We start from the raw sequence: 15,149 nt of genomic DNA, 5'->3' as shown, positions 1-15,149 counted from the left end.
AAACCCTTTTGATTAATTTTTCAAAAGGGTTTCTTTTTTAGCTCTCGCTACATTAGGAATTAAAAATGAAAAATTAAAAGATGCGAAAGAGGGAACTTAGAAATTGTAGTGAAAAATAAAACATCCCCGTGATACCTTTTTTCTGTAATTGTTAACTATCCTTTAACTTTTCGAGGTATAAGGTACATCATGCCGAGCACAATTGCTAGCAAGATAAATTTAATAAATTCTATTAGGCTGGCATCCCACTTGTTTTGCAATCCATCTGTTAAATAAAATACATTAAACATACCATGTAAAATTGCGGGTGGTACTACAGAATGACCATACTCTCTCGTGTACGTCAAAATTATAGATAACATGAATAATAACGAGAAATAACTTAATATTCCTACAAACCAAAACTCATAATTTTTATAAAAGATTGCTACTGGTATATGCCATAAAGACCAGAGAAAAGCTGTAATAATAGCTGTGTGTATGAATGAATATTTTTTTCGTAAATAGTAATGAAAATTTCCGCGCCATATAATCTCTTCTAATAATGCAGATAAAGATCCGACTGTAAGACCAACGAGTAAGAGAAATCCTAATTCATTCCAATGATTATATAAGAACTTAATATCATAAATATAAAAATAAAAATGGAGACATAGTCCTAGAAGTAGTGGAAATAAAATGGAGAAGATTAGTGTTTTTATTTTTGGACGTGAAATTCCCAATGTATGAACTATTTTTTGTTTCTTATATAATTTTTGATACAAAATAACTGCTAAAAGCGGAACAACCATCGTAAATCCCAAATAATTACGACCATTTTCTATGTTCAGCAAGATGATATATACAATCGATGTGAGACAATAAATACATAATGTTGAATGATAAACTATGCTTCTATTAATATTGTTCACCTACCTAAGTATATATAAGTTGTTAATCGAATATCCGATATTTTAATTATATATGAAATGAAAATAGACGGAATGAAAAATTTCATAAAACAATTTTGTTTTAAATTAACCGTCTACTCCCATATTTAAAAATTGAACAAGTTGATCATTTAAATAACTGGTACTATAAGAAAAATCATTTTGATACCACTCAATAATGATGCCAATAATTGCATTCGCTTGGTAGGAACAATAAAGTGAATGGTTCACTCTTTCTTTAAGCAAAGCCTCTTTATCTTGAAGTAACAAATGCTTTATTTCCTCAAAAAATAAATAATAGTACATTAAAGGAACCTTTTTGGAAAAAACAATTCTATAGAAAGTTTTATATTTTTCGATATGATGAAAAATCCGAATTGTAGAAGGATCTAATTTACTAGTTTTCAATACTGATACGTAGCGATAAGGTTCTTGATAAGAACGTGTCAAATCTGTTGTAATTTCTTTAAAATACTCCTCAAATAAATCTTCTACTTGTTTATAATGCAAGTAAAATGTACCACGATTTATTTTTGCCTTTCTGCAAATTTCCGAGATGGAGATGACTTCTAAAGTTTTTTCATTTAATAATTCTAACAATGCGTTATGTAACGCCTCTTTTGTTTTCACAATACGCATATCTGTACGCATCATTTTTTTCACCTCTTATTGAACACATTTCATACGATTTGTTAATTATTGAACATTTATCGTTTTTTTGCTCATTGTAAGCGTTCTTTTATATTATTATAATTTTTATTGAACAACTGTGCAATAAAAGACAAAGGGGGCCGTTTCAGATGAGATTAAAAGGTAAAGTAGCAATTGTCACTGGTGCTGCGTCAGGCATGGGGAAAGCAATTGCAGAAGGTTATGCAAAAGAAGGAGCAAAAGTCGTTGTATCAGACTTAAACTTAGAAGGGGCTCAACATGTAGTACAAGGAATTAAAGCTACAGGTGCAGAGGCCATTGCTGTTCAAACAAACGTTACCTCCGATGAAGATGTCCAACGTCTTTTCGATGAAACAAAACAAGCTTATGGGAAATTAGATATTCTTGTTAATAATGCAGGTATCATGGATGGAATGGAGCCTGTTGGTGAAGTTTCAGACGAACGCTGGGAGAAGGTTTTCTCTGTGAATACAGTATCTGTAATGAAAACAATGCGTATTGCAGTGAATCTATTCTTGGAACAAGGACACGGTACGATCGTCAATAATATTTCTGCAGGTGGATTATATGGTGCACGTGCTGGTGCCGCTTACACAGCATCTAAACATGCGGTCGTTGGCCTAACAAAAAACACTGCCTTTATGTATGCGAACAACAACATCCGTTGTAACGGTATCGCTCCTGGAGCAGTCATAACAAACATTGCTTCTACAATGACAAATGTGAGCGAATTTGGTGCGAGCCGCCAAGCATTAGGTATGGCAATTAATCCACGTGCTGGACAACCAGAAGAAGTTGCACAACTGGCTATCTTCTTAGGTTCAGACGAAGCTAGTTTCGTAAACGGACAAGTGATTTCTGTAGACGGCGGCTGGACTTCATATTAATTTTAATTCATACCTATTAGCTATCAAGTTTAAAAAATAAGTTCGATGCTTTTGCATCGGACTTATTTTTTCGTTGTTGAGATTGATTTGTTAAGGGGAATGGAAGTTCATTTAGGATAATTAAAATGACCCGTTTTACTTTTTATATCATTATACTCTTCATGAAATTAATAAGTTTGTGTTAAAATCGCAAATCTTCTGCATCACTTACTTATTCCGGATGCCTGTTTTTCCTTTTTTGAGGAATCATCTTTAATCACCGTATCCTGGTAGACCTGCTCGTTTCCAATCTTGACATCGGTAATAAAAACCTTCCGTTCTTTTACCGGAACAGGTTTCGATTCACCGTACTTCGGGTTCCACTGTGGGTGGTAAATTCCTGTCTTGAAATTCGTATGCAACTCAATGAAGAACGAGTATTATTGTAACGCATGATATTGAAGTAGCGAATCAGTGTAATAGAATTATTGAGTTAGTTGATGGGGAAGTTGTGCGGGGTTAAAGAATTAAAGAATTAAAGAACTAAAGAACAGCATGAATGTGAACCATTCAGCTAAGGTATATATAACTACAATTACTTATTATTTAAGAAACCATGAGGATAAACTTTTTAAAATGGTTTCTTTTTAGTATATGGATTTGAAAGTGTAGTGGGAAAATAAATCATTCACCCGTAACTTTTCACAATAAAAAATCGTTAAACTAAAGAAAAGATTTTTAATGATGAATGGAGGAAAAACATGAAGATTCTAATACTAGGTGGTACACGATTTTTAGGAAGAGCTTTCGTAGAAGAGGCTTTAAAGAGAGGACATGAAGTTACATTATTCAATCGCGGAACTAATAAAGAAATTTTTCCTGAAGTAGAGCAGTTAGTTGGAGATAGAAATGGCGATGTATCAAGTTTAGAAAATCGAAAATGGGATGTTGTAGTGGATACGTGTGGATTTTCTCCGCATCACATTAAGAAAATAGGGGAAGTGATAAAAGATAATATTGAACACTATATATTTATCTCAAGCATTTCCGTATATAAAGATTGGATCCCTCATCACATAAAAGAAGACTATATATTACAACCCGAACCGACGAGTGATCAGATAAAGGCTGTAGAGAATGGTGAAATATCGCCTTACGAGCATTATGGTGCGCTTAAAGTATTATGTGAAAAAGAGGCAGAGAAGTATTGGCCAGGTCGCGTTTTACACGTAAGAGCAGGACTTCTTTCAGGAATGTTTGATTATACAGATCGGCTTCCATACTGGATTCAGCGCGTAGCAAAGGGCGGAAAAGTGTTAGTGCCAGGAAGGAAAGACCGCCCAGTACAGTTCGTTGATATAAAAGATGTTGCAAGCTTTGGACTAAAAATGGCAGAAAATAATAAAGTAGGTACATTTAATGTAACGGGTCCGAAAGATGAATTGACGATGGAAGAGTTATTAAATACGTGTAAAGAAGTTACGAATAGCGATGCTGAATTCATTTGGGTAGATGAATCATTTATGAAGGAACATAAAGTGCAGCCTTGGACAGAGATGCCATTATGGCTTCCCGAAACTTTTGCATTAGAAGGTGAAACAGATCCGTGGAAAGGTGGATTCTCTATTAATATAGAGAGCGCAGTTAAAGAGGGGCTTATTTTTAGAAGATTAGAAGATACTGTTACAGACGTGCATGACTGGATGAAGAGTATGGACGAATGGGAATTAAAAGCAGGTATTTCAGTTGAAAGGGAGAAAGAATTGTTAGAAAAGTGGAATGGATAGTTTTTATAGATAATAGGGATGGAGAGAAATATGATAGATCAATTAAAAAAGGTTAGAAAAAGGACGATAATTTTAACGGTTATAATCCTCTTGCTAACTGTCATTCTCGTAAGAAATAGTACGTGGTATATCTCTCGTTCCTTTTCTTCTGAATTTTTTCAATTGCCGATGCCATTGGATAGTAAAGCAATTAAGGATTATGAGGTGGATGAGAAGAATTGGATTGAATTAGCAAATGGCGGTTATTGGGAAGTAGTAGCGAATCGAGTTATAGAAACGAAGCAATCGAGGGCAGAAGTAATCTCATTCTATCAAAAAATAGGAAAGTTAAAATATCCTAATTCTAACGTGGTCGGTGTAGAAATTCAGATATACTTTTTTGAGGATAGTGTGGAAATAGAAACTGATAAAGGAAATTATTACCGAGATAAAATGGGAGGAATTCGTTATGTAAGTGAATATGATATTAGAGCTATAAAGAAGGAAAAGCAACCTAGTGATCCAGAGACGATAACATATGTGATTCAAGTGCATACCCAATTTGATTATTGGTATAAACTTGATTGAACATGAGGGACTATAGGAAGGATAAAAGGTTATGTGGAAAAATATCATTCGAAGTATTTCTTTAGACTTAAGATTGAAAAATCCAGCTACGAAGGATGAACTTACTGAAGTACAAAAATATTTGCACGTGGAGTTACCGAATGATTTATCACATTTATTACAGGAAACAAACGGTATAGAAGGTGAATATGGGGACTTTATTTGGGATGCTTCAAGAATTAAAACGGAAAATATGAATATGAGAAATACAGTTGTATTCAAGGATTTGTACATGCCTTTTGACTGTTTATTATTTTTTGCTGATGGCGGAAATGGTGATTTGTTTGGCTATTCCATTTTGAATGGAATAGTGCAAAGAGATGATATATATGTATGGAATCATGAAAATGATAGTAGGACGTGGTTTGCTCCTTCCTTAAAAACTTTTATGAAGTGGTGGGGGAGTGGAAAGATAACAATTTAAACATAGTATGAAGAAAAAACGCCTTGTTACTAAAGAAACAAGGCGTTTTTCGTATGTAAATCTACCACTCAATCGGTTCTTCCCCGTACATCTCCCACAGTCTAGGAAACATCTTTTTCAATCCTTCTTCGTCATCTTCATTCCAGTCAAACTCAATATCTATCTCGTCGAATTCTTGATTAGATAAGACATGATAAAGTGTAAAGTAAGTATCATCTTCATCCCCGGTTTTTTCTACATATACAGTGTAACCGAAGTATAAAGAAAGTTCTTCAATATTTGGTACGTCATACTCACTCAAATTTTCTAATACAGGAATTAACAGTTCTGGATCTTCAATACACGCTTCATAAACTTCTTTTCCTTGGAACAATAACCATCCACGGAAGTAATCAAAAGAATCATCCGAACAACCACCCATAATAATATAGGCCGCTCCCCATAAACGAGAAGTATAGGAATCTTTTAAAATACGATGCATATGCGTATCAAAAGCTACAATTTCATGTACTGTACGTTTAGCAAGGTGAGAGGTAAGCCATTCTATTTGTTCTTCTTGATCTTCGCCTTTCGTTTTCGCACGAGCGAGCAGTTCCCAAAATTCTTCTTCTGTTATCGTTTTTTCTTTTATGTACTCTTCTCCTAGGAGAGGGTCTGTATATCCTTTTTTACGTTTGGAAGCAACTAGTCTGTTAGCTTCTTTTATACATTCTTCTTCTGCTTCAAACTCTTTCGCTTTTATACTACCAGCTGTGCCGATTTTTCCGTAAAACACAACATAATCTTTATCTTTCACAACGATTTTCCAAAACTTATTTGATTTTTCATTTTGCTGGATTAATAACGTTTCCATTCGTACCCCCATATTGCTTTTCTAGTGTGCATTGTGATTGTATCATATGTATAAATACCTGTAATGACAAAAAGGCGAGTGTAGTTTTTGGAAAGTTCGAAAATTATTGAATGGAATAGAAAAATTTAGTAATCTTATTTGTACAGCACATACATAATAGTTTTGTAATGATTCAATATTTAAATAAAATATAGGGGGAAATCGGTGTGGATCTTACGTTTAAAGTAGAGGAAACATGTTTTAATTACCGCGTCGGAGCAATTTGTAAACAGGATAATAAAATACTCATTCTGCAAGGTGACGGTGAAGATTTTTGGTATGTACCAGGCGGAAGAGTGAAAATGCTAGAAAATAGTGAAGATGCGTTAAAACGAGAGCTTGCAGAAGAACTAGCTGTTCCAATTGAAGTAAAGAGGTTAATATGGTCAGTAGAAAATTTCTTTACACTTTCTGAGCGAAAGTTTCATGAAATTAGCTTTTACTATGAAGTAGAGCTGCATGAATTACCCGCGAATGGAGCCGACCAATATATTCTGAATGAAGAGGGTAGAACATATATGTTTAAGTGGGTACCAGTAGAAGAATTACATGCATATAACTTACAGCCGGCATTTATAAAAGATAAAGTAAAGGATGTATCAGTTCATACAGAACATATCGTTTTACAAAAGTAAACGTATTCGGAGGGGAAAACGGTGAAGGGGACTAAAAAAGAGATACATATAGATGATAAAGTCATTCGTTACACACATATCGAAAAAGGTGCTAATACAATTTGTTTTATGTTCTCAGGTTCAGGCTACAATTATGATAAACCGTTATTCTATTATGCAACGATGCTTATGCTTGAAAATAAAATAGATGTAGTACATATTCATTATTCCTACGATGGACAATTAATGGAAAAACCAATGGAAGAAATAACGAAAGTAATGATGGATGATATTAATCCTGTCATTATTGAAGTGCTAAAAAGTGGGCAATATAGCAATTCGATGTTTTTAGGAAAATCACTCGGAACAATCCCAATTGCGAATGATTTAATGAAGAGAGAAGAATACGTACAGTCAAAGATGATATTACTTACACCTTTACTGACGTTTGATGCGATTTTTGATTCCATCTTACATAGTCATCATGAAGGGCTATTAGTTATTGGAGACAAAGATCATCAATACAATGCAAATCAAATGGATCAATTAGAACAATCCAAGTTAAAGATTGAAATTGTCAAAAATGCAAACCATTCTTTAAATGTTGGGGAATTTGAAACAGAAAATTCGATTGAAGCTATAGCGAAAGTAATAGAGAGACTTAAAGAAGTTGTGAGGACAAACTAATTTAAGTTTTCAATACATGCAAAAAGAGGCGCGAATTGCACCTCTTTTTTAATTTAATAAGCCTTCAAAACATGAAGCAAATAATCCTTCCGATTCAACGGATTAAAGTCAACACGTTTTCGAGTAGGGAAGGGAGCCATCAGTTTTGTGAAACCAGTTGGCTTTGTTATAAAGATACCTTCTCCTTCAGTAAATGAATGGAGCATTCGTTTAAAATTCTCTGTTTTCGCAACAGGTAATGATCCTGTTAAATGGTAAGAGTCATTATAGAATATAGGCTCTGCGAAAGTTGCTGGAATGGCAGCTAGTTTATACATTGCGGTACTAATTGCGTGCTCTGGAACAGTTAATTCAAATTCGTTTAATGGTTCATATACACATGTTTCAGCTTGCTTTAAAGCAGCCATTAATACGAGCGGTGTTAAGTTTCTAAAGTCACTCGCTGTTGTAACAGGGCTTGCATAACCAGTATGTGTTAACGTGACGATAATATCAGTAACTTCCCATCCAAATAAACCTTGTTTTAACGTTTGAAATACTGTATCTTCAATCGCTTTATGAAATGCTAAAGGTAGTGATCCAAGTTCAACGCCTAAGTTATACGTAATACCAGAGTTAAGCACACCACGTTCCACTTTGAAGCCGATTGTTGCGTAAAAAGGATTCTCTTTTTCACTCATTACTTCAACGCTATTCCCTATGCCAATTGGTTTTTCAATACATACAACTCGCGTATTTGAAAAAGTAACTTGTAAATTGTATTTTTCATAAAGTGTTGTTTCGATAACTTCTTTTTGTACTTCACCGAAAAGGCGAATGTATAGTTCATTATGAACATCGTCTTTCCACACTTTAATGAGTGGATCTTCTTCGCATAGTTCCATAAGTGCAGCATATAAATCATGAATTTGCTCTTTAGGAACTGCCTCGATTGCTGCTTCCATTTGCGGTTCGGCAAAGTAAATGTCTTTAATATAATCTGTCCGTTCACCGATAATATCACCAATTTTAACATTCGTAAGTCCCCACACTTTGCAAAACTCTCCACTTTGAACAGTAGAAGCTTGAACTGCATTTCCATTATGAAATATGCACATTTTTTTAATCTTTTCTTTATGTGACAGAGACTCACTGCGCTGAATATCAACATATTTTCTAACGTGTAAAAAACCAGAAAAAACTCTTACATAAGCAATCTTTTCCCCAGAAGATTCGCGTTCAATTTTAAAAACAACACTGGATAATGTTTCATCTTGTGCCGATTTAGTAGCTGGAATTAAGGCTGAAATATTTTCAAGTAATTCAGTTACTCCAATACCTGTCATTGCTGAACCAAAAAAGATAGGAAACACATTTGCTTGCTGTATTTGCTTTTCGAGTTCTTTTCTTAATAGTGCGTCCGGTACTATTTCGTTATTTACATATGATGCAAGCAATGATTCCTTATATGGTGCTAATCGTTCAATACAATCGTCATATGACTTATATTCAATAATACGAGCTTCCTTTGTTCCTTCGTTCTCTACAGAGTAGAAGGGGAATGCATCCTTTGAAAGAATTGCTTTTATTTGTTTCACAACTTTTTCAGTATTTGCGCCACTACGGTCTATTTTATTTACAAATAAAACAGTCGGTATGTTTAGTTTCTGTAGTGTTCGCATTAAAATCTTCGTTTGTGCTTGCACACCTTCAACGGCAGATATAACTAAAATGGCACCGTCTAAAACGCGGAATGATCGTTCCACTTCAGCGATAAAATCAGCGTGTCCAGGTGTATCAATGACATTTACTTTTAAATCATCAATAAAGAAAGAAACGACAGATGCTTTAATTGTAATTCCGCGTTGTCTTTCTAATTCCATTGAGTCAGTTTGCGTATTACCACTATCTACTCGGCCAACTTCTTTAATCACATTCGTTTCATAAAGAATACGCTCAGTCAAACTCGTCTTGCCAGCATCTACGTGCGCGACAATCCCTATATTTATTGTTGTCATATATAAATATCCTCATTTCATTTTCCATTTTTATTTCCTCATTTCTATTTGTGTATTGCCGCATTACGATCACTCTCCAGTCACTTAAATTAGTACTATTATAATGCAATTAACATTTTTTGTAATGTGATAAAGTCCCTTGTTTTTGAAAAATATTAATAGGCGAACATTAAAAAAATAAACAGGAAAAACAAAATGCTTGCATTATAAATCGATATAGATTATATTAATTGACATATCAACTATTGATGCATCAAACGTTTTTGGTTTGGATGTAAAGGAGGGGTAATTTGACAAGTTCATGCTCAAAAGAAGCAATAATTTTATATAAATTACACTTCCTCAATAAAGAAGTAAGTTCGAAGTTTGAAGGTTGTACGGGTATGAGTCAATCTAGACTAGAGCTTATACTTCAGTTATATGAAGTAGATGAAATTAGTCAAAAAGCACTTCAGCAAGAAGTGAATATTGATAATGCCGCGATTACGAGGCATTTAAAACAGCTGGAAGCAAACGGAATGATTACAAGACGTAAAAATCCAGATGATAACAGAATTACGTTAGTTTCTCTTACAGAAGAGGGGCGAAATAAAATTCAAGTGTATCAAGAGGAAAAAGAGCGTTTCGCTACTTCAGCATTTAAAGGATTAAGTGAAGAAGAGCGCGACAATCTTTTAACGATGTTAGACCGCATTCAAGAAAATATAAAAGAACTTTAAAAAAGGGAGAATACAACTATGACTAACTCAGTAAAAACAAATGATTTTAACGAAATTTTAACAGGACGTCGTTCAATTCGTAAGTACGATCCTTCAGTGAAAATTAGTAAAGAAGAGATGACTGAAATTCTTACAGAAGCAACACTTGCACCATCTTCTGTAAACATGCAACCATGGAGATTCTTAGTTATTGAAAGTGACGAAGCAAAAGCAACACTTGCGCCACTTGCGAAATTCAATCAATCTCAAGTAGAAACATCTTCAGCAATGATCGCTGTATTTGGTGACTTAAACAACTTTGATAACGCAGAAGAAATTTACGGTACAGCAGTAGAGCGTGGTTTAATGCCAGCTGAAGTAAAAGAAGATCAAATGCAAAAACTTTCAGGTTACTTCTCAATGGTTACGCCAGAAGTAATGAAAGATACTGTTTTAATTGATGGTGGTCTTGTAGCAATGCAATTTATGCTAGCAGCTCGTGCTCACGGTTATGACACTTGCCCAATTGGTGGATTTGAAAAAGACCAAATCGCAGAAGCATTCGGATTAGATAAAGAACGCCACGTACCAGTTATGTTAATTTCAATCGGAAAAGCTGCTGACAGTGGTTATCCATCAGTACGTCTTCCAATTGAAAAAGTTGCTGAGTGGAAGTAATTTTATACAAATAGAAATAAGTGAGATATGAGAGGGGAAACACCATGATTATTATTCACGCAATATTTCAAGTGAATCCAGAAAAACAACAATCATTTTTAGAACAAATTCAGCCACTCATCCATGGTTCAAGAGAAGAAAGTGGAAATGTATCTTATGACTTATATAAAGATACAGAAAAAGAAAATGTTTATACGATGGTAGAAGTATGGAAAGATGAAGAAGCAGTTGCGAGTCATAATACGAGTGAACACTTCACATCTTTCGTTAGTAAAGCAGCACAATTTTTAACTGCTCCGCTTGATATAAAAGCTTATAATGGAACGTTAGTAAAATAATATGGTGAAAAAGATGACTTTAGCAAAATGATATGATCCCCTTATAGTAGACAGTTGAAAGAAAGTTACTTTACTGTTTATTATGGAGGGGATTTTTTATGGGGAAAATTAGAAGAACTTTTTCAATTGATTTTAAAATGAAAGCTATTGAATTGTACTTACATAGAGGAATTGGAAGTAAGCTAATTGGAAAGGAATTAGGAGTTACATATTCAGTTGTAGATAGATGGATTAAAAAATATAAAAATGAGGGTATTCTGGGCCTACAAGAAAAACGTGGAAGATCTAAACAAACAAATGAAATAAGTCAAGATGCTAGAATACAACGATTAGAAGCGGAAAATGCATACTTAAAAAAGCTATTAGATACGAAAAGGGGGATGAGATCAAAAAAAGTAAATCAGTAGAATATGAGGTCATTCATACCTTAAAACAAAATTTTTCAATTGTATTGCTTTGTGAAATTGCAGGTGTTTCAAGAAGTGGATATTATAAGTGGAAAAAAAGAATCAACAATCCCTCTGAAAAGATGAAAGAGGACCAATTTATCATGTCTAAAATAGGAGAATGCGAACGAGATCCAGATATAAATGGCAGCTATGGTTACCGAAGAATTTGTATATGGCTCAAAAAGTATTATGGTTTACAGGTAAATCACAAAAGAGTATATCGTTTAATGAGGAGAATGGGGCTACAAGCTAAGATTCGAAAGAAAAAGTGGCGGCATTTTGGTTTAAAAGAACAATGCGTCGTGTCGGAAAATCTGTTAAACAGAGAGTTTTCAACTACAAGACCAAATGAAAAATGGGTTACAGATATAACTTATCTTACCTTTAATAATAAGCGCATATATCTTTCAGTGATACTAGATCTTTACAATAACGAAGTTGTGGCCTACCAAATGAGCGAATACAACAATTTAAAATTAGTTACAGATACAGTCAATAAAGCCTTAAGAAAAAGAAAAGCCTGCGAAACAGTATTACATAGCGACCGAGGTTATCAGTATACGTCAAAAAAATATAACCAATTACTTAAAAAGCACAAAATAACTGTGAGTATGTCTAGGAAGGGAAATTGTTACGATAATGCATGTATAGAGAGCTTTTTTAGTCATTTTAAGGCAGAATGCTTTTATAGACATACCTTTTATGAAAAGGCAGAAGTTTTTAAGGCCACTAAAAGATATATAAGCTATTACAATAACAAAAGATTTCAAAAAAGATTAAACAACCTTAGTCCTATTGAATTTGGAACTAAGGCTGCTTAATGAAAAGGCACCTAATCTATTACTGTCTACTTGACAGGGGTAAGACCAAAAAGCTGAGGTCATTTTTTTTGTATAAGTAGAATCTAATTTCGGTACAGTTATGTTGAAATAGAAGTTTTGCTCTTATCTTCAATGACAGTGGTGAATTGAATGTTAAATTCGAACATTCAGTTTATTAGGATATTTTTCCATGGTATAATTTTCTAGAAAATAAAAGGTAGAGGGGAGTAAGTGATGGGAGAATTTCAAAGTAATTTGCATACGGCAACGCAACTTGCAACGAAAATGAGAAATGCTTCAGATAGAATGCAAAGTGCTACTAGTCGCACTATAAATAAGGCAACGCGTACTACACTATCTGTGAACTTCAAAGCACAAGAAGCAAATCAGCAAAATTTACACATTACGAAACAATTTTGCGCTGCTTTTCAACAGACGATTGATAATATCCATTCCGTAGCAAATGAATTTGAGAAAATGGATACCGGACTTCAAAAGACTTTTCAATAATGTAACAGCCTACGTAAAGGGGAAAAGGTAGGGAGAAAAGATGAGTCAAGAAATTGAAACGAGAATAAGTCAATGTAATCAAAAATTACGAAATATATTTGAAGAACAAAATGAAAACCGAATTGAGCTGCAAAATCAAGAACGAGCTGAGGCTAGTTTTCATGAATGGAAAAATCGAAGCAATCGTTTATTTAACCGAATACTAGAAACTTGGCATGGTGACAAAGAAGTATTCCGCCTTTTTACGAATATGCGGCAAGAGATCGGACAGTATGAAAGAAAACTTACATTCGAATTAGAAAACGAAAAAGAGACGTTGCTTAAAGAAAAACCGCATCTCAGTGAGAAAGAAAACGACCTTTCCTATGAACAGCAGCAACTACAAAGGGAGGCCAATACATGAGTTTAAACATGTATTTGGGAGAAGTGCAAAGTCAAACTCAAAGTATGAACGCTATATGTAATGCTACGATTCAAAGTATGGAACAAGCCATTCAATCTATTGATGCATTTGCGATAGATACAGTATTACAAGGACAAACATACAGTAGTGCAAAAGCCTACCTTGTTCAAACATTTCGGCCATTAGCGCAAGGAATCATATGTTTATGTGAAGAATTAATTCGCCAAAATGAGGCATTTCCAAGTGAGTTCCAAGCAAAAGTTGCTTCGACAGATGTGATCGAACATGAAATAAGACAACAAATACAAGAAATCAATCAATCAATTGCAAGTATAGAAGCAATAGAAGTACTTACACCAATGCCTGGAGTAGACGCAATTGTTGCGGTCTTAGTTGCAATGAGAAAAAAACTAGAAGAAAAACTAGAGCGTCTATATGAATTCAATCATTCGTCCAGCAACAATTACAGCACCGCCCTCCAATTAGCAGCTAGCATCACAGCCGGACTCGCTGAAGTGCAAAGCGGGAAAGGATTTAGTCCTGTGAGTGGGACGTTTAGTACACAAGGGTTGAATATGGATTGGGTGAGTTCTATTCAGGGGATTATAGAAGAAACAGCCCGAAAAAACGGCCAGTCAATTAGGGATATAGAAACAAATAACATAATTGAGGAGAAATCTCCGGTTAGAAATGCTTGGGACGATGCGGCAGACAGTATAGTTGGCACGTTTGAAACAGTGAAAAAGATGTGGGAAGCTATTAAAAGAGGCTCTGGGAAAGCTGTTGGTGATGAAATCGAGTCCGCAATAGCTTTAAGTAATATGGACATAGGAACTTTTATTAATGTAACCTATGCACTTTTCCATTTGGATGAAACTGCAAAAAATATGTGGCATGCATTTTCAAATAAAATAAAACGAGATATGATAGAGGGAGATGCAGAGAGTCGTACAGAATTGACTACCTATGGATTAACACAAATAGCTACCACAATATTAGGCGATAAGGCACTAAATAAAGTAGGCCATATCGCAAAAGGAGCAAAAGCATCAAGTGGAGTAAGTACATTTGCTAATGCAGTAACACTAGCAAAAGAATTGAAGCCTACGCTTGAAATGTTACAATCATTTAAGAGAGAGGCTTCCTATGCATTCTCTAGTGTTGGTGGAACTATCATAACCAAAATACCTCAAGGTGAATTGATAGAAGCTTATTATAAGTTTGCGAAGTCTAAAGATGGTGGTAATGGTAAACCTAGCAGTAGCAAAAATACAAATGTAGATAATTTTGATGCGAAAACAGCTACAAATAAGCAAAAAGGTAATTATGGTGAAATAAAATCTAGTGACAATTTATTGAATAATCAAAGTTTAAAAGATGCTGGATTTGATTTGAAACTAGTCGGCAAAAGTACACCATCAAGCATAAATGATAAAATAGTAAAAGGGATTGATGGATTATACGAAAATGCAAATCCAAATTCAAATATTAAATATGTTATTGATGAAGCGAAGTTTGGTAGTTCAAAATTAGGGAAAACTAAAGATGGACCACAAATGTCAAATGATTGGTTGAACGGTTCTGAAACTGGAAAAAGTAGAATATTGAAAGCTGTTGATGGAGATGAAGTATTAGCAGAAAAGATTGCGAATGCATTGGAAGATAGTGAAGTTGAAAGAGTATTATCAAAAGTCGATAGTAGTGGAAACGTAAAAACATATAGGTTAGATGAAGAAGGAAACAACATTGGAGAATGGCCATAATTTAGAAGCTAGGAG

At 34.3% G+C, this 15,149-nt stretch carries 18 protein-coding genes and 1 pseudogene; 15 read left to right on the top strand and 4 right to left on the bottom strand.

The window, feature by feature from the left end:
- Positions 1-155: 155 nt before the first annotated feature.
- Together MHB76_RS14575 and MHB76_RS14570 are read right to left on the bottom strand one after the other, a co-directional pair.
- Positions 156-791 (bottom strand): CPBP family intramembrane glutamic endopeptidase, encoded by a 636-nt coding sequence (locus MHB76_RS14575; RefSeq protein WP_206775145.1) that lies wholly within the window; start codon positions 789-791, stop codon positions 156-158.
- Positions 792-1,016: 225 nt separating this feature from the next.
- A complete protein-coding gene (locus tag MHB76_RS14570) occupies positions 1,017-1,583 on the bottom strand; it encodes a TetR/AcrR family transcriptional regulator (protein ID WP_078174727.1) in 567 nt (188 codons plus the stop codon).
- A 146-nt stretch (positions 1,584-1,729) separates the two neighbouring features.
- On the opposite strand from MHB76_RS14570, the gene MHB76_RS14565 reads away from it, so the two are divergent.
- The 5 genes and pseudogenes from MHB76_RS14565 (at position 1,730) to MHB76_RS14545 (ending at position 5,284) form a co-directional block, all read left to right on the top strand.
- Positions 1,730-2,488: an SDR family oxidoreductase gene (locus tag MHB76_RS14565; RefSeq protein ID WP_002200050.1), complete on the top strand. Its 759-nt coding sequence runs from the start codon at positions 1,730-1,732 to the stop codon at positions 2,486-2,488.
- Between the two features lie 409 nt (positions 2,489-2,897).
- Positions 2,898-2,990: pseudogene (locus MHB76_RS14560) on the top strand (ABC transporter ATP-binding protein); the annotation flags it as partial.
- Between the two features lie 238 nt (positions 2,991-3,228).
- Positions 3,229-4,254 carry an SDR family oxidoreductase gene (locus MHB76_RS14555; RefSeq protein WP_078174726.1) on the top strand — a complete coding sequence of 342 codons (1,026 nt, stop codon included), beginning with the start codon at positions 3,229-3,231 and terminating at the stop codon, positions 4,252-4,254.
- Positions 4,255-4,284: 30 nt separating this feature from the next.
- On the top strand, positions 4,285-4,821 hold the full coding sequence (locus MHB76_RS14550; protein ID WP_078174725.1) for a hypothetical protein: 537 nt from the start codon (positions 4,285-4,287) through the stop codon (positions 4,819-4,821).
- Positions 4,822-4,852: 31 nt separating this feature from the next.
- Positions 4,853-5,284 carry an SMI1/KNR4 family protein gene (locus MHB76_RS14545; RefSeq protein ID WP_078174724.1) on the top strand — a complete coding sequence of 144 codons (432 nt, stop codon included), beginning with the start codon at positions 4,853-4,855 and terminating at the stop codon, positions 5,282-5,284.
- 61 nt (positions 5,285-5,345) lie between these two features.
- Here the strand turns inward: MHB76_RS14545 and MHB76_RS14540 are convergent, their stop codons facing one another.
- Complete coding sequence (locus MHB76_RS14540; protein ID WP_078174723.1) at positions 5,346-6,137, bottom strand: DUF4240 domain-containing protein; 792 nt, start codon at positions 6,135-6,137, stop codon at positions 5,346-5,348.
- A gap of 206 nt (positions 6,138-6,343) precedes the next feature.
- Here MHB76_RS14540 and MHB76_RS14535 point away from each other — a divergent pair, with 206 nt between their 5' ends.
- On the top strand, positions 6,344-6,811 hold the full coding sequence (locus tag MHB76_RS14535; RefSeq protein ID WP_078174722.1) for an NUDIX hydrolase: 468 nt from the start codon (positions 6,344-6,346) through the stop codon (positions 6,809-6,811).
- A 21-nt stretch (positions 6,812-6,832) separates the two neighbouring features.
- Entirely contained in the window at positions 6,833-7,477 is a 645-nt protein-coding gene (locus tag MHB76_RS14530; RefSeq protein ID WP_078174721.1) for an alpha/beta hydrolase, read from the top strand.
- Between the two features lie 53 nt (positions 7,478-7,530).
- Here MHB76_RS14530 and MHB76_RS14525 read toward each other — a convergent pair whose 3' ends face one another.
- Positions 7,531-9,474 (bottom strand): GTP-binding protein, encoded by a 1,944-nt coding sequence (locus tag MHB76_RS14525; RefSeq protein WP_199709720.1) that lies wholly within the window; start codon positions 9,472-9,474, stop codon positions 7,531-7,533.
- Positions 9,475-9,764: 290 nt separating this feature from the next.
- Here MHB76_RS14525 and MHB76_RS14520 point away from each other — a divergent pair, with 290 nt between their 5' ends.
- The 8 genes from MHB76_RS14520 (at position 9,765) to MHB76_RS14485 (ending at position 15,134) form a co-directional block, all read left to right on the top strand.
- The gene (locus MHB76_RS14520) at positions 9,765-10,193 is read left to right on the top strand and encodes a MarR family winged helix-turn-helix transcriptional regulator (RefSeq protein ID WP_000204168.1); all 429 of its coding nucleotides are present in this window, start codon (positions 9,765-9,767) and stop codon (positions 10,191-10,193) included.
- Positions 10,194-10,211: 18 nt separating this feature from the next.
- Complete coding sequence (locus MHB76_RS14515) at positions 10,212-10,850, top strand: nitroreductase family protein (RefSeq protein WP_002110573.1); 639 nt, start codon at positions 10,212-10,214, stop codon at positions 10,848-10,850.
- A gap of 44 nt (positions 10,851-10,894) precedes the next feature.
- Positions 10,895-11,188, top strand: coding sequence for a putative quinol monooxygenase (locus tag MHB76_RS14510; RefSeq protein WP_002200057.1), 294 nt, complete (start codon positions 10,895-10,897; stop codon positions 11,186-11,188).
- 98 nt (positions 11,189-11,286) lie between these two features.
- Positions 11,287-11,595 (top strand): helix-turn-helix domain-containing protein, encoded by a 309-nt coding sequence (locus MHB76_RS14505; RefSeq protein ID WP_078175295.1) that lies wholly within the window; start codon positions 11,287-11,289, stop codon positions 11,593-11,595.
- Complete coding sequence (locus MHB76_RS14500) at positions 11,517-12,458, top strand: IS3 family transposase (protein WP_139358357.1); 942 nt, start codon at positions 11,517-11,519, stop codon at positions 12,456-12,458. Before MHB76_RS14505 ends, MHB76_RS14500 begins: the two co-directional genes overlap by 79 nt.
- A gap of 234 nt (positions 12,459-12,692) precedes the next feature.
- On the top strand, positions 12,693-12,968 hold the full coding sequence (locus MHB76_RS14495; protein ID WP_199660930.1) for a TIGR04197 family type VII secretion effector: 276 nt from the start codon (positions 12,693-12,695) through the stop codon (positions 12,966-12,968).
- Positions 12,969-13,008: 40 nt separating this feature from the next.
- Positions 13,009-13,371, top strand: coding sequence for a DUF3958 family protein (locus MHB76_RS14490; RefSeq protein WP_199710240.1), 363 nt, complete (start codon positions 13,009-13,011; stop codon positions 13,369-13,371).
- A complete protein-coding gene (locus MHB76_RS14485; protein ID WP_340986927.1) occupies positions 13,368-15,134 on the top strand; it encodes a T7SS effector LXG polymorphic toxin in 1,767 nt (588 codons plus the stop codon). The genes MHB76_RS14490 and MHB76_RS14485 overlap by 4 nt, the downstream gene beginning before the upstream one ends.
- Positions 15,135-15,149: the final 15 nt, after the last annotated feature.

This window comes from Bacillus sp. FSL M7-1345 (genome assembly GCF_038006985.1).
In the GTDB taxonomy this organism is placed as follows: Bacteria; Bacillota; Bacilli; order Bacillales; family Bacillaceae_G; genus Bacillus_A; species Bacillus_A cereus_U.
This window is presented reverse-complemented; position numbering and strand designations above follow the sequence as displayed.